Annotated in this window: 19 protein-coding genes; 14 read left to right on the forward strand and 5 right to left on the reverse strand. The window is 64.7% G+C overall.

The genetic code is table 11. The features are described from left to right. The first annotated feature begins 62 nt into the window (after positions 1-62). The 4 genes from osmF to E2K76_RS00330 are packed head-to-tail and all read left to right on the forward strand — an operon-like array spanning position 63 to position 3,695. The gene (gene osmF / locus E2K76_RS00315) at positions 63-944 is read left to right on the forward strand and encodes a glycine betaine ABC transporter substrate-binding protein OsmF (RefSeq protein WP_136682163.1); all 882 of its coding nucleotides are present in this window, start codon (positions 63-65) and stop codon (positions 942-944) included. Next, a complete protein-coding gene (locus tag E2K76_RS00320; RefSeq protein ID WP_136682165.1) occupies positions 944-2,047 on the forward strand; it encodes an ABC transporter permease in 1,104 nt (367 codons plus the stop codon). The genes osmF and E2K76_RS00320 overlap by 1 nt, the downstream gene beginning before the upstream one ends. Further along, positions 2,044-2,967: an ABC transporter ATP-binding protein gene (locus E2K76_RS00325; RefSeq protein WP_136682168.1), complete on the forward strand. Its 924-nt coding sequence runs from the start codon at positions 2,044-2,046 to the stop codon at positions 2,965-2,967. Before E2K76_RS00320 ends, E2K76_RS00325 begins: the two co-directional genes overlap by 4 nt. Next, on the forward strand, positions 2,964-3,695 hold the full coding sequence (locus E2K76_RS00330; protein ID WP_136682171.1) for an ABC transporter permease: 732 nt from the start codon (positions 2,964-2,966) through the stop codon (positions 3,693-3,695). The genes E2K76_RS00325 and E2K76_RS00330 overlap by 4 nt, the downstream gene beginning before the upstream one ends. Here E2K76_RS00330 and guaB read toward each other — a convergent pair. After that, positions 3,661-5,109, reverse strand: coding sequence for an IMP dehydrogenase (guaB, locus tag E2K76_RS00335; protein WP_136682173.1), 1,449 nt, complete (start codon positions 5,107-5,109; stop codon positions 3,661-3,663). The two genes, E2K76_RS00330 and guaB, sit on opposite strands and share 35 nt — an antisense overlap. 60 nt (positions 5,110-5,169) lie before the next feature. Then, on the reverse strand, positions 5,170-6,117 hold the full coding sequence (gene lipA / locus E2K76_RS00340) for a lipoyl synthase (RefSeq protein WP_136682175.1): 948 nt from the start codon (positions 6,115-6,117) through the stop codon (positions 5,170-5,172). Between the two features lie 153 nt (positions 6,118-6,270). Between lipA and E2K76_RS00345 the strand changes: the two genes are divergently transcribed. Continuing rightward, a complete protein-coding gene (locus E2K76_RS00345; RefSeq protein WP_136682178.1) occupies positions 6,271-6,819 on the forward strand; it encodes a peroxiredoxin in 549 nt (182 codons plus the stop codon). Positions 6,820-6,842: 23 nt separating this feature from the next. Here E2K76_RS00345 and E2K76_RS00350 read toward each other — a convergent pair whose 3' ends face one another. After that, complete coding sequence (locus E2K76_RS00350) at positions 6,843-7,274, reverse strand: GNAT family N-acetyltransferase (protein WP_136682181.1); 432 nt, start codon at positions 7,272-7,274, stop codon at positions 6,843-6,845. Continuing rightward, positions 7,271-8,143, reverse strand: a complete 873-nt coding sequence (locus E2K76_RS00355; protein ID WP_136682184.1) for a hydrogen peroxide-inducible genes activator — start codon at positions 8,141-8,143, stop codon at positions 7,271-7,273. The genes E2K76_RS00350 and E2K76_RS00355 overlap by 4 nt, the downstream gene beginning before the upstream one ends. 97 nt (positions 8,144-8,240) lie before the next feature. Here E2K76_RS00355 and E2K76_RS00360 point away from each other — a divergent pair, with 97 nt between their 5' ends. Next, complete coding sequence (locus E2K76_RS00360; protein WP_136682187.1) at positions 8,241-9,743, forward strand: catalase; 1,503 nt, start codon at positions 8,241-8,243, stop codon at positions 9,741-9,743. A gap of 16 nt (positions 9,744-9,759) precedes the next feature. Here the strand turns inward: E2K76_RS00360 and E2K76_RS00365 are convergent, their stop codons facing one another. Further along, positions 9,760-10,818: a DUF6456 domain-containing protein gene (locus E2K76_RS00365; protein ID WP_394343922.1), complete on the reverse strand. Its 1,059-nt coding sequence runs from the start codon at positions 10,816-10,818 to the stop codon at positions 9,760-9,762. A gap of 216 nt (positions 10,819-11,034) precedes the next feature. Here E2K76_RS00365 and E2K76_RS00370 point away from each other — a divergent pair, with 216 nt between their 5' ends. The 8 genes from E2K76_RS00370 to E2K76_RS00405 all read left to right on the forward strand — a co-directional run bounded on the left by E2K76_RS00370 (position 11,035) and on the right by E2K76_RS00405 (position 18,283). Continuing rightward, the gene (locus E2K76_RS00370; protein WP_136682193.1) at positions 11,035-11,310 is read left to right on the forward strand and encodes a DUF6477 family protein; all 276 of its coding nucleotides are present in this window, start codon (positions 11,035-11,037) and stop codon (positions 11,308-11,310) included. Positions 11,311-11,350: 40 nt separating this feature from the next. Next, complete coding sequence (guaA, locus tag E2K76_RS00375; protein WP_136682196.1) at positions 11,351-12,913, forward strand: glutamine-hydrolyzing GMP synthase; 1,563 nt, start codon at positions 11,351-11,353, stop codon at positions 12,911-12,913. Between the two features lie 115 nt (positions 12,914-13,028). After that, the gene (locus E2K76_RS00380) at positions 13,029-13,274 is read left to right on the forward strand and encodes a hypothetical protein (protein ID WP_136682199.1); all 246 of its coding nucleotides are present in this window, start codon (positions 13,029-13,031) and stop codon (positions 13,272-13,274) included. 111 nt (positions 13,275-13,385) lie between these two features. Then, positions 13,386-14,582 carry an OmpP1/FadL family transporter gene (locus tag E2K76_RS00385; protein ID WP_136682204.1) on the forward strand — a complete coding sequence of 399 codons (1,197 nt, stop codon included), beginning with the start codon at positions 13,386-13,388 and terminating at the stop codon, positions 14,580-14,582. Positions 14,583-14,639: 57 nt separating this feature from the next. Then, positions 14,640-15,554 carry a DMT family transporter gene (locus tag E2K76_RS00390; protein ID WP_136682206.1) on the forward strand — a complete coding sequence of 305 codons (915 nt, stop codon included), beginning with the start codon at positions 14,640-14,642 and terminating at the stop codon, positions 15,552-15,554. A 27-nt stretch (positions 15,555-15,581) separates the two neighbouring features. Then, a complete protein-coding gene (locus E2K76_RS00395) occupies positions 15,582-16,442 on the forward strand; it encodes an ATPase (protein ID WP_136682208.1) in 861 nt (286 codons plus the stop codon). 22 nt (positions 16,443-16,464) lie between these two features. Further along, positions 16,465-17,382, forward strand: coding sequence for a homoserine O-acetyltransferase MetA (gene metA, locus E2K76_RS00400; protein ID WP_136682210.1), 918 nt, complete (start codon positions 16,465-16,467; stop codon positions 17,380-17,382). After that, positions 17,372-18,283, forward strand: a complete 912-nt coding sequence (locus E2K76_RS00405; protein ID WP_246032841.1) for an alpha/beta fold hydrolase — start codon at positions 17,372-17,374, stop codon at positions 18,281-18,283. The genes metA and E2K76_RS00405 overlap by 11 nt, the downstream gene beginning before the upstream one ends. Positions 18,284-18,297: the final 14 nt, after the last annotated feature.

Below are 18,297 nucleotides of genomic sequence, written 5' to 3' on the forward strand. Positions count from 1 at the left end.
GATTTTCCGCGCCTTTGGCCTGCTGCACCCTATTTCCACCGCGAAACGAAAGGGACATCCGCATGAAAGCCGCCATCCTGACTGCCTTGCTTGCCGCGACGCCCGCCATGGCAGACATCACCGTATCGTCCAAGATCGACACCGAGGGCGGGTTCCTTGGCAACGTGATCCTGCTGGCGCTTCAGGATGCGGGGCTGCCGGTGGCGGATCGTCTGCAACTGGGCGCGACCCCGATCGTGCGCGAGGCGATCCTGTCGGGGCAGATCGACATCTATCCCGAATATACCGGCAACGCGGCTTTCTTCCACAACGAGGCCGACAGCGAGGTCTGGAAGGAAGCCGCCGCTGGATATGCCCGCGCGGCGGAGTTGGACAAGGAGGCGGGTCTGGTCTGGCTGGACCCCTCGCCCGCCAACAACACATGGGCCATCGCCATCCGGCAGGATCTGACCGACGCCACGACGATGAGCGCGCTTGGCGAGTGGATCGCGGGCGGTGGCGGCATCAAGCTGGCCGCGTCGAGCGAGTTCGTCACATCCCCCGCCGCCCTGCCCGCGTTTCAGGCGGCTTACGGTTTCACGCTGACGCCGGACCAGTTGATCACCCTGTCGGGCGGCGATACGGCAGCGACCATCGCAGCGGCGGCGCAGGGCACATCGGGCGCGAATGCGGCGATGGTCTATGGCACGGATGGCGCCATCGCCCCCGCCGGGCTGGTGGTGATGGAAGACGACAAGGGTGTGCAGCCCGTCTATGCCCCCACCCCCGTCATCCGCGCCGAGGTGCTGGAGGAATACCCGCAGGTGGCCGAGATCCTGAACCCGATCTTCGTCGGCCTGACGCTGGAGGTGCTTCAGGAAAATAACGGTCGCATCCAGATCGGGGGCGAACCTGCCGCCGCCGTCGCCCGCGATTACCTGACGCAGGCGGGCGTTCTGGACTGATGCGGATCGACCGGCCCGGTCTGGTTCTGGCCGCCTTGGGGGCTGCGGCAATGCCGTTGCCCTTCATGCAGTTCCGCGCCAACCGGATCGTGGCGGGCGAGGCGATGGCGATGCCCGTCTGGGCCATCGCCGCCGCTTGCGTGCTGCTGGCCATCGGCGCGTTTCGTCTGCCGCAGGTCTGGCGGCTTGGCGCGGCGGCGGTGGGCATCGGTCTGTTGATCTGGCTTGTGGGCGATATGGCGACGGGGCTGGATGCACCCCCGGCCGCGCGGGCATCGCCGGGATCGGGGCTGTGGCTGCTGCTGGGCGTGTTCGCGTTGCTGCTCGCTGATGCGATCACCAAGATGCGTCCCGGCCTGCGGATGCAGACCGCAATCCTGATCCTGGCCTGCGCGGCGATGGCGATCGTGCTGGTATCGGGCCATCTGGCGGATGTTTCGGTGATGCGAGAATACGCCGCCCGCAGCGACATCTTTGCGTCGCACGCGCGGCGGCATCTGCTGCTGGCGTTCGGATCGCTGACCGCGGCGCTGGCGGTCGGTGTTCCCTTGGGCATTTGGCTGCACCGGGAACGCACGGCGCGGCCTTCGGTGATGGGCACGCTGAATCTCGTGCAGACCCTGCCCTCGCTGGCGCTGTTCGGCATGATGATCCCGTTGCTGTCATGGGTGGCGGCCAGCGTTCCGGGCGCCGCGGCGCTTGGCATCGCCGGGATCGGCTTTGCCCCGGCATTGATCGCGCTGTTCCTTTATTCGCTGTTGCCGGTGGTGGGGAACACCGTCGTCGGGCTGGACGGTGCCTCGCCCGAGGCGCGAGAGGCCGGGCGCGGCATGGGCATGACCCCGTGGCAGGTGCTGTCGCGCGTGTCGATCCCGCTGGCGCTGCCGGTGATCGTGGCCGCCGTGCGGATCGTGCTGGTGCAGAACATCGGCCTTGCGGTGATCGCCGGGTTGATCGGCGGCGGCGGCTTCGGCACCTTCGTCTTTCAGGGGCTGGCGCAGAATGCGGCCGACCTGATCCTTCTGGGCGCGATTCCGACGGTGGTGATGGCCCTCGTCGCCGGGATCGCGCTGGACCTTGTCGTAAAGGCGTTGCAGCGATGATCGAGATACGGAACCTGTCCCGCCGCTTCGGCCCCGTCACCGCCGTCGATGACGTGTCGCTGACGATCGCGAAAGGCGAGATGGTGGCGCTGGTCGGCACCTCTGGCTCCGGCAAGACGACGCTGCTGCGGATGATCAACCGGCTGGTGGAGCCGACATCGGGGGCCGTGCTGCTGAACGGGCAGGACACGGCGGGGCTGCCCGCGCATCTGCTGCGCCGCCGGATCGGCTATGCCATCCAAGGCCACGGGCTGTTCCCGCATTACTCCGTCGCGCGCAACATCGCCGCCGTGCCCGAGCTTCTGGGCTGGCCCGCCGCGCAGATCCGCGAACGGGTGGACGAACTTCTGACGCTGTTCGGCATGCCGCCCGCGGACTTCCGGGATCGCCGACCCGCAGCTTTGTCCGGCGGGCAGCAACAGCGCGTCGGCGTCGCCCGCGCCCTTGCCGCCCGCCCCGAGGTCCTGCTGATGGACGAACCCTTCGGCGCGCTGGACCCGGTCACGCGGGCGCAGGCGCAGGCCGATCTGCGCCGCATTCAGCGGCAGCTTGGCACCACGACCATTCTGGTGACTCACGACATGGAGGAGGCGCTGGCCCTTGGCGACCGCATCGCCGTCATGGACCGCGGCAGGCTGGTGCAGTGCGCGGACCCGGCGACCATTTTGACGCGCCCCGCCACGGATTTCGTCGCCCGGCTGACAGGCCGGTCTGATCGCCCGTTCCGCCTGCTTGGCCTTCTTCCCGTCGCGGATCTGGTCGAGCCGGGCGAGGCGGAGGGCGCGCCCGTCGATCCCGAGCTTTCTGCGCGCGAGGCTTTGGCGGAATGCCTCTGGTCCGGGCGCTCTGCCCTGCCATTGGCGGGCGGGGGCCGCGTGACGCTGGATCGGTTGACCGAACGCGCAAGGGGTGCGGAATGATCCGGCTTCTTGCGGGGGCCGCCGTGCTGGTGATGTTGCTGCGGCCCGAATGGATGGAGCCGCTGTTGGCGCCGCTGACCCGAAACGGTGCGCCCGCGATCTATACCCAGTCGAGCCTGCTTGGCCTGACCCTGTTACATCTGGCACTTGTCGCGGCGGCGACGCTGGCCTCGGCGCTGGTGGCGGTGGCGCTGGCCGTGCTGGTCACGCGCCGCGCGGGGGCCGAGTTTCGTCCATTGGCCCGCACGATCACGCAGGTCGGCCAGACCCTGCCCCCGGTTGCCGTTCTTGCATTGGCGGTGCCGATGCTGGGCTTTGGAACATGGCCCACGCTGCTGGCGCTGTTCCTTTACGGGATGCTTCCGATCTTCGAAAACGCGCTGACGGCGCTTTCCGGCCTGCCGCCGCCGGTGGCCGAGGCGGCCCGCGCGATGGGCTATACCCCGCGCCAGCGCCTTCTGAAGATCGAATTGCCGCTGGCGCTTCCCGTCATCCTTGCCGGGGTGCGGCTGTCGGCGGTGATCGCGCTGTCCACCGCCGCCATCGGATCGACCGTCGCCGCAAGGACGCTGGGCGAGGTCATCATCGCGGGCCTCGTCACCAACAACCCGGCCTTTGTCGTGCAGGGCGGGTTGCTGGTCGGGCTGATCGCCATTCTGCTCAGCGATGCGTTGACCGTGCTGGAACGGCGGGTCAGCCCATACGGTAGTTCGGGGACTCGCGCGTGATCTGCACGTCGTGGACGTGGCTTTCCGACAGGCCCGCATTGGTGATGCGGACGAATTCGCAATTCGCGCGCATTTCGGCCACGGTGCGGTTGCCGGTATAGCCCATGGCCGCGCGAAGCCCGCCGACCAATTGGTGGATCACCGCCGAGGCAGTGCCCTTGTATGGCACCTGCCCCTCGATCCCCTCGGGGACCAGCTTGTCCGATGCGGCATCCTTCTGGAAATAGCGGTCCGCCGAACCGCGCGCCATCGCGCCAAGGCTGCCCATCCCGCGATAGGATTTGAAGCTGCGGCCCTGATAGAGGATCACCTCACCTGGGGATTCGTCGGTGCCCGCGATGGCCGATCCGACCATGGCGCAGGACGCCCCCGCCGCGATCGCCTTCGCGAAATCGCCCGAGAATTTGATGCCGCCATCCGCGATGATCGGGATGTCACCCGCACCGCCCGCCGCATCCATGATCGCGGTCAGCTGCGGCACGCCCACACCCGCGACGATGCGCGTGGTGCAGATGGACCCCGGGCCGATCCCGACCTTGACCGCATCCGCGCCCGCCGCGATCAGCGCCCGCGTGGCAGAAACCGTCGCGACGTTGCCCGCAACGACCTGCACGGTGTTCGACAGGTTCTTGATCCGCTCCACCGCTTTGGCGACGCCTTCGGAATGGCCATGCGCGGTGTCGATCACCACCATGTCCACGCCTGCCTCGATCAGCGCCTTCGACCGTTCGAACCCCGCATCGCCGACGGTCGATGCCGCCGCGACGCGCAGGCGCCCCAGCTCGTCCTTGCAGGCGTTGGGGTTCAACACGGCCTTTTCGCTGTCCTTCAGCGTCAGAAGGCCGGTCAGCTTGCCGGACGCATCCGTCACCAGCAGCTTCTCGATCCGGCGGGCCTTCATCAGGTTCAGCGCGGTGTCGCGATCCGCCGGTTCCTGCAGGATCGCAAGGTTGTCCGAGGTCATCATCACCGAAACCGGCGTCTTGTCGTCCGACGCGAAGCGCATGTCGCGGTTGGTCACGATGCCGACGACGCGGCCCGTCTCGTCCACCACCGGAAAGCCGGTGACGTTGTAGCGTTCCTGCAGCGCCTTGGCATCGGCCAGCGTCTGGTCGGCGCGCAGGGTGATCGGCTTGTAGACGATGCCACTTTCGAACCGTTTCACGCGGCGGACCTCGTCCGCCTGCTGTTCAAGGTTCAGGTTGCGGTGGATGACGCCCATCCCGCCCGCCTGCGCCATGGCGATGGCCATGCGCCCTTCGGTGACCGTATCCATTGCCGAAGACAGCAGCGGGATGTTCAGACGGATCGCCTTGGTCACGAAAGTCGACGTGTCGGCATCGGACGGCAGCACGGAGCTCGCGGCCGGAACAAGCAGGACATCGTCGAAGGTAAGCGCCTCGCGAATCTCCATGGGGTGTCTCCTTGGGAGGGTTCGTTTGACGGTTCCCTGTTTCACGCCCCCCCGGAGAGGTCAAGCCCCCAGTTTCGCCATCCGTGCATCGCGAAGCCGCGCAAAGTCGTCCCCTGCGTGATACGACGACCGCGTCAGCGGCGTGGCCGACACCATCAGGAAGCCCTTGCCATAGGCGGCCTTCTCATAGCTGGCGAATTCATCGGGGGTCACGAAACGGTCCACGCGATGGTGCTTGGGCGTCGGTTGCAGATATTGCCCGATGGTCAGGAAATCCACATCCGCCGCGCGCATGTCGTCCATGACCTGACGGACCTGCGGCGCATCTTCGCCCAGACCCACCATGATGCCGGACTTGGTGAAGATTGTCGGGTCCAGTTCCTTCACCCGTTGCAGCAGCCGCAGCGAGTGGAAATACCGCGCACCGGGACGCACCTCCAGATACAGCCCAGGCACGGTTTCGAGGTTGTGGTTGAACACGTCGGGCCGCGCAGCGACGACGGTTTCCAGCGCCGAGGGCGCGCATTTCAGGAAGTCCGGCGTCAGAATCTCGATGGTGGTGCTGGGCGAACGGTGGCGGATCGCGCGGATGGTCTGGGCGAAATGCTCTGCCCCGCCATCGTCCAGATCGTCACGGTCCACCGAAGTCACGACCACATGGTTCAGGCCCAGCTTGGACACGGCATGCGCAACGCGCCCCGGCTCGAACGCATCGAGGTTTTGCGGCTTGCCCGTCGCCACGTTGCAGAAGGTGCAGCCGCGGGTGCAGATCTCGCCCATGATCATCATGGTGGCGTGGCCCTGGCTCCAGCATTCGCCAACGTTGGGGCAGCCCGCCTCCTCGCACACGGTCACAAGGCGGTTTTCCTTGATGATGTCGCGGGTCTGCTTATACCCCTCGGACGTCGGAGCCTTGACGCGAATCCAGTCTGGCTTCTTCGGCTGCGCATTGTCGGCGCGGTGCGCCTTTTCGGGATGACGCTGGTCCGGTAGCTTGAGATCGCGCACGAAATTTCCCCCTCGCGGCCGATTTCCTTCGAGATAGGCTCTTTGGACGCCCAAGGCAACCGATCCACTTGAGCCGGTTGCCCGCTTTGTCTAAAACGCATGTCGGGGAGGAACAGGCGATCCGTTAGGATCATAGTTCCGAAGGGATATATCATGCAGACGGGCGTCAAACTGCCTTCCATCAACTTTCAGACGCGCGTGCGCGACGAATCCATCGGCGGGCCGAACCCGTTCCGCTGGGAGGTCAAGACCACCGCCGATTACTTCGCTGGCAAACGGGTCGTGCTGTTCTCGCTTCCGGGTGCGTTCACGCCCACCTGCTCGACCTATCAGCTGCCGGGGTTCGAGAACGGCTTTGCCGACTTCCAGGCCCAGGGCATCGACGAAATCTACTGCATGTCGGTCAATGACGCCTTCGTGATGAACCAATGGGCCAAGGCGCAGGGGCTTCAGAACGTCAAGGTCATCCCGGACGGCTCGGGCGAATTCACCCGCCGCGTCGGCATGCTGGTGCGCAAGGACAACCTCGGCTTCGGTCTGCGCTCGTGGCGCTATGCCGCCATCGTGGACAACGGTGTGGTCGAAGCGTGGTTCGAAGAGCCGGGCATGTGCGACAACCACGGCGAAGACCCCTATGGCGTGTCGTCGCCGGAATCGGTGCTGGAATATCTGCGCGCCGCATCGGCCGAAAAGGCCGCGTGACCTTTGGGGGCCTTCGGGCCCCCTTATCTTTGATACCGGATGAAGGGCGTCACCCGCCCGATCCGGTCGTAAAGCTGGCGCGCGCCGGTGTTGAAATCCTGCGTCAGCCAGTAAACCGAAGGCGTGCCATTCGCATCCGCCGCGGCATAGACCGCCTCGATCAGCGCCCGCCCCGCGCCGCCGCCCCGAACCGCAGGGTCCACATATAAATCCTGAAGGTAGCAGACATCCTCGATCCGCCAGTTATGCGGGTGAAAGATGTAATGCACCAGGCCGATCAGCCGCCCGTCCTGCTCTACCACCAGCGCCCATTGTGGACGGGCCGGGTCCAGAAACCGGGCGAAAGTGGTGGCCATCACATCCTCGGATACGCGGGTATCATAGAACTCGAGGTAGCCGGTCCAGAGCTTGCGCCATTGCGGCTGGTCTTCGGCGGTCAGAGGCCGGATGGTCATGCGCTTTCCTTTATCTGGGCGGCCAGGGTCGCGAACCATGGCTCGGCTGCGGTCGTTTCCCGCCCTACAAGCGCGACCGCGCGCGACGGTTGCGGTTCAGCAAAGCGGGCAAGGCGCATCGCGGGCTGCGCCGCGCTTTCCACCGCCATCGCGATTTCCGGGATGAAGGTCAGCCCATATCCCTGCCCGACCAGCCCCGCCAATGTCGACAGCGACGAAGCGCCCAGATCGACCCGCGTGGCGCGGCGGTCCAGCCCGCACACCTCCAGCGCCTGATCGGCAAGGCAATGCCCTTCGTCCAGCAACAGCAGGTGGTCCGGGTCGAGAGCAGACGGGCGCAGATGCTCGATCCCACTGGCCAGCGCATCGAGGCGCGGTGCGCTGCCCGCCAGCAGGAACCGGTCGATGAAAAGAGGATGCGACACCATTCCGGGCCGCGCCGGGCTGGCGATCACCACGGCATCCAGAGTGCCATCCTCCAGCCCGTCCAACAGCGCGTCGGTCTGCGCCTCGCGCAGGCGCAATTCGGTCGTGATGCGCGGAAGCAGTCGGGGAAGCAGATAGGGTGCAACGGTCGGGATGATGCCGATGTTCACCCGACCGCCGAGCGATTGACGACGCGCCATTGCCTCGATCTCGGCCACGTCGGCAAGGATACGAGCGGCGCGCGCGGCCACCTCGCGCCCCGCCGGAGTCAGACGCAGATCACGCCCGCGTTCCAGAAGCGCCATACCAAGCCCCTCCTCCATCTCTCGTATCTGCATGGACAGGGCGGGTTGCGTCACATGCACCTTGGCGGCGGCCCGTCCAAAGTGACGTTCCTGCGTCAGGGCAAGGAAATAGGACAGTTGTTTGATCGTCAGCGCCATACGATCAGTTTATCTGATGCATCTGCCAAGTAAATCGGATTTCCCTTTATGCCGTCGGCCCTACATGGTTCACCCGACGCCACCGATGGAGGAAGCCATGAGCGACAAGCCACGCCTGACAACGACAGCCGGCGCGCCGGTCCCGAGCAACAATACCACACATACGGCTGGCGAACGCGGCCCGGCACTGCTTCAGGACTATCAGCTGATCGAAAAGCTGGCGCATCAGAACCGCGAGCGCATCCCCGAACGCGTCGTCCACGCCAAGGGTTGGGGCGCCTTCGGCACCTTCACGGTCACGAACGACATCACCCATATCTCGCGCGCCAAGGTGTTCGAAACCGTCGGCAAGAAGACCGAATTGCTGACCCGATTCTCCACCGTGGCAGGGGAACTGGGCGCTGCGGATGCCGAACGCGACGTGCGCGGCTTTTCGGTGAAGCTTTACACCGAGGAGGGCAACTGGGATCTGGTGGGCAACAACACCCCGATCTTCTTCATCCGCGACGGGTTCAAGTTTCCGGACTTCATCCGCACCCAGAAACGTCACCCGAAAACCAACCTCCGCTCGCCCGAGGCGATGTTCGACTTCTGGTCGGCCCAGCCCGAATCGGTGCATCAGGTGACGATCCTGATGTCGGATCGCGGCATTCCGGTGAACCCGATGCACATGCACGGCTATGGCAGCCACACGTTCAGCATGTGGAACGCGGACGGCGTGCGGCACTGGGTGAAGTTCCACTGGCGCTGCCAGCAGCCGATCCAGAACTACACCAACGCGCAGGCGGAAAAGCTGATCGGCAAGACGCGCGAAAGCTATCAGGAAGATCTTTACAACGCGATCGACGAGGGCCGTTTCCCGAAGTGGAAGCTGCATATTCAGGCCATGCCCGAGGAAGACGCGCTGAAGACCCCTTACAACCCGTTCGATCTGACCAAGGTCTGGCCGCATGGTGACTATCCGTTGATCGAGGTCGGCGAGATGGAGTTGAACCGCAACCCGGAAAACTACTTCGTTTTCGTCGAGAATGCGGCCTATTCGCCGTCGAACGTCGTGCCGGGGATCGGCTTCTCGCCCGACAAGATGCTTCAGGCGCGGATCTTCTCCTATGCCGACGCGCACCGTTACCGCCTTGGCACGCATTACGAGGCGCTGCCCGCCAATGCCGCCAAGAACGCCCCTGTGAACCATTATCACAAGGACGGCCCGATGCGTTTCTTCACCAACGATTTCGGCAACCCGGACGCGTATTACGAACCGAACCAATGGGGCGGTCCGGTGGCCGATCCGGGCGTGCAGGAACCGCCGCTGAAGATCTCGGGGGATGCGGATCGCTATGTGCAGCAGGAGGCGGATGCTGATTACGTTCAGCCCCGCGCGCTGTTCAACCTGCTGCCAGCGGACGAGAAGGAACGTCTTTACAGCAACATGGGCGCGGCGATGGGGCCGTGTTCGGACGGCGTGAAGGAACGCTGGCTGGCGGTGCTGAAAAAGGTTCACCCCGACTACGAAGCCGGGGTGAGGAAAGCACTTCAGGTCGACAATGATGTGAACGCGATCTCGGTGACGGACGAAACCGAAACGACCGCAGCCGAGTGACTGGCTGGCCCGCTGGTCAACCGATCAGCGGGCCCTTGCCGCCATAGGCGCGCTGGTAATGCGCCCGAAGCCGCGCCAGCGCGATTCGCAGCACCACCTTGCCGGATCGGGCGGGCCAGTTCAGCGCCTTCTCTGTCGCCTCCACCCCTTCCAGATAGCAGCAGCAGCGCAGGACCATATCCCCAAGGCCGGGGCCCAGTTCGCGCAAGGCCAGCGCCACGCGGTCGCGGGCGGCACCCGGGCCGCGCCCTGCCGGATCGGCCTTCGGCCCCGGCGCGCCGCCATCCATGAACCTGTCCCAGTTCTGCGTCACGCGCGGTCCCATCTGCGCCAGTTCGAAATCTTCGCGCAACCGCTCGGCGGCGGCGACGAGTTCCGGCTCCAGCAGCGGCTTGCCATCCTTGTCGCGGCGGCGCCCCATTGCAGCGACGGGGCTTTCGCCCAAGCCGTAGCGCAGGCGCCGGGTATCCTCCTCCTCGCCCCAGCTGAAATTCGCCCCTGCCTCGGACATGCCGCGACGGCGGCCATCCTCCTCCTCGATCGCCTGACGCAGATAGGCGCGGCCTGCCGAGGTGATCTCGTAGGTGGTGATCCGCCCGGCCTTGCGCGGTGCGATCCAGTTCTTCAGCGCGAAGGCCTGCGCCACGGCGCGATCCACGACCGCGGTCTTGGCCGTCTGCCCATCGGGAAGCGTCCGCAGCACCGCCGCCTTCTCCATATCGGCGGCGAAGCCTAGCACCGCGCCCGACTCGGCCATGCGGCGCAGGACACGGCGCGCCTCGGCAGCGATGCGCGCTTCGTCGTGGATGAAGTCCTGGCTGCGGGTGGCGATGGTCATGGGGTCTTCCTCATCGTTCGGCGCGCGGGCAAGCGCGGCAAGGGCAGCATCGATCAGCGGATCGTCGCGGCGGTTCTCGTATCGGCGCACCTGGCGCATGACGGTCGAAGCGTGACACCCCTCGCGTCGGGCAAGTTCCCGCAGCGAAAGGCCTTCCTCGGTATGATCCAGATAAAGCCGCACCGCGTCGGGCAGCCAAGCGGGGAGTGTCTGAACAGGTCTTAGATTTGCCATGATCGCGTTCCGTGCGACGTGCCGGACACCCGACCCGCCATTAAGACTTTTGCAACCATGGGTGGCATTGGTTACCTGCTGGTTAAAACAATCGACTTTTCCGATAATTGCTTCATTTCCCTAAACCATTGGGTAAGGGTCCGCGCGGCGATTTCGACTGTTGCGCAACGCCCGGTTGACTTGAGGCATGGTCCGTCTTGCCACAAAGAGGACACATTGATGACCGACTTCCGCGCCATTCTTGCCGAACTCCGCCGCCCGCGCCTGCTGATTAGGGCAGCCCGTCACGGCATGGGCGACTATCGCCGCGACCGCGATCTGCGCCGTCTGGTCGATGCCGCGGCCCCCGAAGTCGCCCTTCCTGAATTGATCCTGCAAGAGGAACGGCTGGAGACGATCCGCCGCGCGGGTGATGCCAGCTATTCCCTCACCCGCCATGTCGAGGTGCTGATCGCGATGATGGCCGAGACGCGCCTGCTGCCGCGCACGGCGTGACCCCTTGCGAAACGGACCCTTTCGCCCTATTGCGCGAGGCATGACCCAGCATGATCGCCTCCTCATCATCGACTTCGGTAGCCAAGTCACGCAGCTTATCGCGCGGCGCTTGCGCGAGCTGAACGTGTATTGCGAAATCCACCCGTTCAACAAGGTGGACGACGCCTTCCTGAAGGACTTCGCGCCCAAGGCGGTGATCTTCTCGGGCGGGCCGTCCTCCGTGTTCGCCGAAGGGGCCCCGATGCCCCCGGCGGGCGTGTTCGACATGGGCGTGCCGATCCTTGGCATCTGCTATGGCCAGCAGGTCATGATGCACTGCCTTGGTGGCAAGGTGGAACGCGGGCATGGCACTGCCGAATTCGGCCGCGCCTATGTCACGCCGTCCGAAGACCGGATCGATCTGCTGGAAGGCTGGTTCGGCGCGCTGGACGGGCGAGAGCAGGTGTGGATGAGCCATGGCGACCACGTATCGGCCATTGCGCCGGGCTTTCGGGTCTATGGCACCTCGCCCAATGCGCCCTTCGCCATCACTGCGGACACGTCGCGCAATTTCTTCGCCGTGCAATTCCACCCCGAGGTGCACCACACCCCGCAGGGCGCGAAACTGTATGAAAATTTCGTACGCCTGGCCGGGTTCACCGGCGACTGGACGATGGGCGCCTATCGCGAAGAAGCGATCCGCAAGATTCGCGAACAGGTGGGCGATCAGAAGGTCATCTGCGGCCTGTCGGGCGGCGTCGATTCTTCCGTCGCGGCGGTCCTGATCCACGAAGCGATCGGCGATCAGCTGACCTGCGTCTTCGTCGACCACGGCCTGCTGCGTCAGGGCGAGGCGGAACAGGTCGTCACCATGTTCCGCGACCATTACAACATGCCGCTGATTCATGCCGACGAATCCGAACTGTTCCTCGGCCAGCTTGAGGGCCAGTCGGACCCGGAAACGAAGCGCAAGATCATCGGCAAGCTGTTCATCGACGTGTTCCAGAAACACGCGGCGGAAGTCGGCGGCGCGACCTTCCTTGCCCAAGGTACGCTTTATCCTGACGTGATCGAAAGCGTATCGTTCAGCGGCGGTCCTTCGGTCACGATCAAGTCGCACCACAATGTCGGCGGCCTGCCCGAGAAGATGGGCCTGCAACTGGTCGAGCCGCTGCGCGAGTTGTTCAAGGACGAGGTCCGCGCCCTTGGCCGCGAGCTTGGCCTGCCCGACAGCTTCATCGGCCGTCACCCCTTCCCCGGTCCCGGTCTGGCGATCCGCTGCCCCGGAGAGATCACCCGCGAGAAGCTGGAAATCCTGCGCAAGGCGGATGCGGTCTATATCGACCAGATCCGCAAGCACGGGCTTTACAATGAAATCTGGCAGGCCTTCGTCGCGATCCTTCCGGTCCGCACGGTCGGCGTAATGGGCGACGGGCGCACCTATGATTTCGCCTGCGCGCTCCGCGCCGTGACCTCGGTGGACGGGATGACGGCGGATTATTATCCCTTCACCCACGACTTCCTTGGTGAGACGGCGACCCGGATCATCAACGAGGTTCAGGGGATCAACCGCGTCACCTACGACATCACATCGAAGCCTCCGGGCACGATCGAATGGGAATAATGCTGGCACCGACGACACGGTTCCACGGAATGTGAACGGATAACGGGGTCGTGACATTGTTCGCGGCCCCGTTTCGTTTTATGGGGGAAAGGTCACCCCAACACGGATCACTCGAATGATCGATTTCGTCCGCCGCAGCGCGCGCTGGCTTGGCACGGCTGAATATTCCTATGTTACCGGCATCGTCTGGCTCGGCGCCATGCCGATCCCGGTCTTCTGGCTCCGCGCGAACGAGGCGTTGCGCGTCGCGGTTCTGCTAATGCTTTGGAGTGCGACGGCAGCCCTTACGGCAGTGAAGATCGCATATGGCCCCCTGCCCGCGCCGACGGCGGTTGCGCATTGGCTGACGGCGCTCATCTAAGGGCGCAACGGCAACAGGTTGGCGCAATCGTGGAATGACGCAGCGTCCTTGATTGACCGTTAACCCTTTATCTCCATAGCGTTCTCAATCGGCAGGCGCTCGGGGGGTATAATGAAGCGGATTGCAACAACCATTGGACTTGTCGCGCTTGGAACCGGCGCGGCCACGGCAGGCGGCATCGACCGCAGCGGTCAGAATATCAGCATCCTGTTCGAACAGGGGCGCTATGCGGAATTTTCATTCTCGCATTCGCGACCGGAAGTTTCCGGCACAGATTCGCCCCTCGTTGCGCCGAACGGTGTCGTCGTCGCCCCGGGCGGCGGATCCTCGGGCGATGTCGCCAAGAATTTTTCCCAGTTCGGCTTCGCATTTAAGAGCGACGTGAATGAACGGCTCTCCTATGCCGTCATCTATGACGAGCCGTTTGCCGCCGATATCGAATACGGTCCCGGCTCATTCAACCTCGCCACGCCGGACAACGGCGGCACGGTCGCCAAGGCCCACGCCCATGCGCTGACCGCATTGCTGCGCTGGAAATTCGACGAGAATTTTTCTATCCACGGTGGCCTCCGCGCGCAGCAGGCGGACGGACACATCGCGCTACGCGGCGCGGCTTATCAGAACCCGTTCCTGCCGCCGGGCACGCCGGGGTCGGAGGGGTTCAATGGATACGACGTCGATCTAAAGCGGGACTGGGCTCCGGGCTATGTCGTCGGCGTCGCCTACGAGCGCCCCGAGATCGCCCTCCGCGTCGCGCTGACCTATCAATCATCGATCAAGCACGAGTTCGACACCTACGAATCCGGCGCGGGCGTCGCGCCCGGCGAATCGGTGACTGAGGTGAAGACCCCGCAAAGCGTGAACCTCGACTTCCAGACCGGCATCATGGCCGATACGCTTCTGTTCGGTCAGGTCCGCTGGGTGAAGTGGAGCGAGTTTCTGGTCGATCCGCAGAACTTCCTCAGCAACCCTCTGTCGAGCGGCGAAGGGCTGATCGGGCTGGACAACACGATCACCTATACCCTTGGTGTGGGGCGGAAATTCAACGACACGTGGTCCGGCGCGGCCTCTGTCAGCTATGAGCAGAAGGACAATCACCTGATCTCGCCGCTGGCACCGACCAACGGACGGCTGGGTCTGACACTGGCTGCGATCTATACGCAGGACAACATGAAGATCACCACCGGCGTCAACTACACCACCCTTGGCCGCGCGGCGCCCGAGACGGGAACCCCCGATACTGCCCGCGCCGACTTCCGCGACAACGACGCGCTCAGCGCCGGCGTGAAGGTCGGCTTCGCGTTCTGATCCATCGCGGCCCGGATTGCGCATGATCCGGGCCGCGAGTTGTGACAGCGTCGCCAGATGGATTCGCAACGCAGCCTTTCGCTCCGCTCCTGGGCTGAGCTTTTTCTGATCGCCCTGTTCTGGGGCGGATCGTTCCTTGCAAATCGCCTTGCGCTCGACTCGGTGGGCGTTCATGCCGTCGTCGCGGCACGCTGCCTTGGCGCCTGTGCGATCCTTTGGGTGGTGGTGCTGGCGCGCGGATATGCGGTGCCGCGCAGCCCGCGCATCTGGGTCGGGTTCATGGTGCTGGGCATCCTGAACAACGTGCTGCCGTTTTCCTTGATCACATGGGCGCAGCTTTCGGTTCCCAGCGGGCTGGCGGCGATTTTGAACGCTTCGACCGCGATCTTCGGCGTTTTGGTCGCGGCGCTGGTCTTCGGCGATGAACGGCTCAGCCGCCGAAGGCTGGCTGGCGTGTTGACCGGATTCGTCGGCGTGGTGATCGTGATCGGACCGGACGTGCTGCACCGGCTGGACCTGACATCGCTGGCGCAGATCGCGCTTCTGGGCGCGGCGCTCAGCTATGCCTTTGCCGGAGCGTTCGGGCGCATCGCGACGCGCGGGATCGCGCCTGTCGTGGCGGCGGCGGGGATGCTGACGTTTTCGGCCGCGATCTCGGTGCCGCTGATGCTTTGGACCGAAGGGCTGCCGGTCCTGCCCACTCCGACAGCCGCAGCGGCGCTTGCCTATCTTGCCGCCATCTCCACCGCAGCGGCGTATCTGCTGTATTATCGCCTGCTGTCCACGGCGGGTGCGGGCAATACCAGCCTCGTGACGCTTCTGGTTGCACCGATCGCGATCACCCTCGGCGCGCTGGTGTTGGACGAAACGCTGCCGCTGCGGGCCTTTGCGGGGTTCGCGGCACTGGGCCTTGGGCTTCTGATCCTCGATGGGCGCATCTTTTCGCGTGTGCGTGCCCGCGCCGCACGCTAAGCAAGCGGGAAAACCCAAGGGGGCGCGATGATCTACGGCTCGGCGAAGGATTGGATTGGGGCGAAACGCAAGCGCGTGCTGCTGTTCGGCATGTCGGGTCTGGGCAAGACCCATGTGTCGAACCTGCTGCGGGACAGCGGGCAATGGTTCCATTACTCGGTCGATTACCGCATCGGCACGCGGTATATGGGCGAGCATATCGCCGACAACTTCAAGCGCGAAGCGATGAAGGTGCCGTTCCTGCGCGAATTGCTGATGACCGACTCGGTCTATATCGCGTCCAACATCACCTTCGACAATCTTGCGCCGCTTTCGACCTATCTGGGCAAGCCGGGCGATCCGGCGCGGGGCGGGCTGGCCTTCGACGAATATCGCAAACGTCAGGACCAGCACCGCGAGGCGGAGATCGCCTCGCTGCTGGACACCACCCGTTTCGTCGCGCGCGCGGACGAGCTTTACGGCTACCCCAATTTCGTCTGCGATTCGGGCGGATCGATCTGCGAGGTGGTCGATCCCGAAGATCCCGCCGATCCGGTGATGACGGAACTGTCGAAGAACCTGCTGATGGTCTGGATCAGGGGGTCCGAGGCGCATACCGCGGAACTGGTCCGCCGTTTCGACCGCGCGCCGAAGCCGATGTATTACCAGCCGCAATTCCTGCTGGAGGCGTGGGACGCCTATCGCGCCGAAAAGGGCGAGACCGTGGACCCCGACGATTTCATCCGCTGGACCTATGCCCGCGCGTTGGCCCACCGCCAGCCGCGCTATGCCGCGATGGCCCGCTGGGGCGTCACCGTCACCGCCGAAGAGGTCGGCGGATTGCATGACGCGCAAGGCTTCACGGACCTGATCGCCCGCGCACTGGAAAACCGCGGTGCGGACGCATAACTAGACGAAAAAAGGTAACGTCATGCCCATCACCCTGCCCGAATCCCTGCCTGCCTATGACATCCTCTCGACCGAGGGTGTGATGGTCATGTCGCCGGGCCGGGCAGCGATGCAGGACATCAGGCCGCTGCGGATCGGGCTGTTAAACCTGATGCCCAAGAAGATCCAGACCGAGAACCAATTCGCGCGCCTGATCGGAGCGACCCCGCTTCAGATCGACTTCCAGTTGATCCGCATGACCGAGCATCAGACGAAGAACACCGCCGCGGAGCACATGGCCGAATTCTATCGCCCGTTCCAGGATGTGAAGCACGAGAAGTTCGACGGCCTGATCATCACCGGCGCCCCGATCGAGCATCTGCCGTTCGAGCAGGTCACCTATTGGGACGAGTTGCGAGAGGTGTTCGACTGGACGCAGACCAACGTGCATTCCACCTTCGGCGTCTGCTGGGGCGGGATGGCGATGATCCACCATTTCCACGGCGTTGCGAAACATGCGCTGGACGCCAAGGCATTCGGCTGTTTCCGGCACCGCAACCTGAACCCGACCTCGCCCTATCTGCGCGGATTTTCAGACGATTTCGTGATCCCGGTCAGCCGCTGGACCGAGATGAGCGAGGGCGAGATCTGTTCCAAGCCGGGTCTGAAGACGCTGCTGGGCTCGGACGAGGTGGGGCCGTGTCTGGTCGAAGATGCAGGGCACCGCGCGCTCTATATCTTCAACCATTTCGAATATGACAACGATACGCTGAAACAGGAATACGACCGCGATGTCGCAGCCGGCACGCCCATCAACGTGCCCTGCAACTACTATCCCGGCGATGACCCGTCGAAGCCGCCGCTGAACCGCTGGCGCAGCCACGCGCATCTTCTTTACGGCAACTGGATCAACGAGATTTACCAGACGACCTATTATGACATGGAGAAGATTGGCAGCTAGCCTGCTGCTGCTGGCCGCTTGCGGTCCGCTGGCCGACAGCCGGGCCAAGCGGATCGAAGCGCGAAACCCGCCCGAGGGCCGGATGGTCCGCGTCGCGGAGGCCGTGATCCACGCCGAAGTGCAGGGGAGCGGCCCCGACCTGGTGCTGATCCACGGCGCCAGCGGCAACACCCGCGACATGGCGGCACTGGCCGATGCGCTTCAGGACCGCTATCGCGTCATCAGTTTCGACCGCCCCGGTCAGGGATATTCCAGCGATCTCGGCGCCAAGGGCAATAGCCCAATGGTGCAGGCCGATTATCTGCGCGCTGCGGCGCGTCAGCTTGGCGTGCATGATCCCATCGTGCTTGGCCATTCCTATGGCGGCGCGGTCGCAATGGCCTGGGCGCTGATCGAGCCGGATACGCATGGCGTGGTGCTGGTGTCGGGCGCAGTGCTGCCATGGGAGGGGGGGCTTGACGGTGTCTACGGCCTTGCGGCGACCCCGTTGGGCGAGGCGACTTTGGAGCCGCTGGCCTCGGCTTTCCTGCCCGATTGGGCGCTGGACCGGATCGTCCGCACGCTGTTCGCGCCGCAGGACCCGCCCGATGGTTACGCCGAAGCCATCGCCGCCGATCTTGCCCTGCGGCCCCTGCCCCTGCGCACCAACCTGCGGCAATTGACCCGCCTGAAGCCGCATCTGGCGCTGATGGCGAAGCATTACCGCGCCCTGACCCTGCCGATCGAGATCGTCCACGGCAGCGCCGACCAGACCGTATCGCCGCGCATCCAGTCGCTGCCGATGACCCAACTTCCGAATGTGCATCTGACGCTGCTGCCCGGTGTCGGCCACATGGCGCATCACGTCGCCACGGCCGATGTCGTGGCCGCCATTGACCGCGCCTCTGCCCGAGGGCGATAAAGGGCGAAAGGAGA

The organism is Falsirhodobacter xinxiangensis, assembly GCF_004959935.1.
Classification (GTDB): Bacteria; Pseudomonadota; Alphaproteobacteria; order Rhodobacterales; family Rhodobacteraceae; genus Falsirhodobacter; species Falsirhodobacter xinxiangensis.

Coding starts and splice junctions, on each gene's coding strand:
- E2K76_RS00370 (WP_136682193.1), top strand. CDS start 11,035: ATGACCGACTTCCGCGCCATTCTTGCCGAACTCCGCCGCCCGCGCCTG.
- E2K76_RS00325 (WP_136682168.1), top strand. CDS start 2,044: ATGATCGAGATACGGAACCTGTCCCGCCGCTTCGGCCCCGTCACCGCC.
- E2K76_RS00385 (WP_136682204.1), top strand. CDS start 13,386: ATGAAGCGGATTGCAACAACCATTGGACTTGTCGCGCTTGGAACCGGC.
- guaA (WP_136682196.1), top strand. CDS start 11,351: ATGACCCAGCATGATCGCCTCCTCATCATCGACTTCGGTAGCCAAGTC.
- osmF (WP_136682163.1), top strand. CDS start 63: ATGAAAGCCGCCATCCTGACTGCCTTGCTTGCCGCGACGCCCGCCATG.
- E2K76_RS00390 (WP_136682206.1), top strand. CDS start 14,640: ATGGATTCGCAACGCAGCCTTTCGCTCCGCTCCTGGGCTGAGCTTTTT.
- E2K76_RS00320 (WP_136682165.1), top strand. CDS start 944: ATGCGGATCGACCGGCCCGGTCTGGTTCTGGCCGCCTTGGGGGCTGCG.
- E2K76_RS00345 (WP_136682178.1), top strand. CDS start 6,271: ATGCAGACGGGCGTCAAACTGCCTTCCATCAACTTTCAGACGCGCGTG.
- guaB (WP_136682173.1), bottom strand. CDS start 5,109: ATGGAGATTCGCGAGGCGCTTACCTTCGACGATGTCCTGCTTGTTCCG.
- E2K76_RS00350 (WP_136682181.1), bottom strand. CDS start 7,274: ATGACCATCCGGCCTCTGACCGCCGAAGACCAGCCGCAATGGCGCAAG.
- E2K76_RS00330 (WP_136682171.1), top strand. CDS start 2,964: ATGATCCGGCTTCTTGCGGGGGCCGCCGTGCTGGTGATGTTGCTGCGG.
- E2K76_RS00380 (WP_136682199.1), top strand. CDS start 13,029: ATGATCGATTTCGTCCGCCGCAGCGCGCGCTGGCTTGGCACGGCTGAA.
- E2K76_RS00355 (WP_136682184.1), bottom strand. CDS start 8,143: ATGGCGCTGACGATCAAACAACTGTCCTATTTCCTTGCCCTGACGCAG.
- E2K76_RS00360 (WP_136682187.1), top strand. CDS start 8,241: ATGAGCGACAAGCCACGCCTGACAACGACAGCCGGCGCGCCGGTCCCG.
- E2K76_RS00395 (WP_136682208.1), top strand. CDS start 15,582: ATGATCTACGGCTCGGCGAAGGATTGGATTGGGGCGAAACGCAAGCGC.
- metA (WP_136682210.1), top strand. CDS start 16,465: ATGCCCATCACCCTGCCCGAATCCCTGCCTGCCTATGACATCCTCTCG.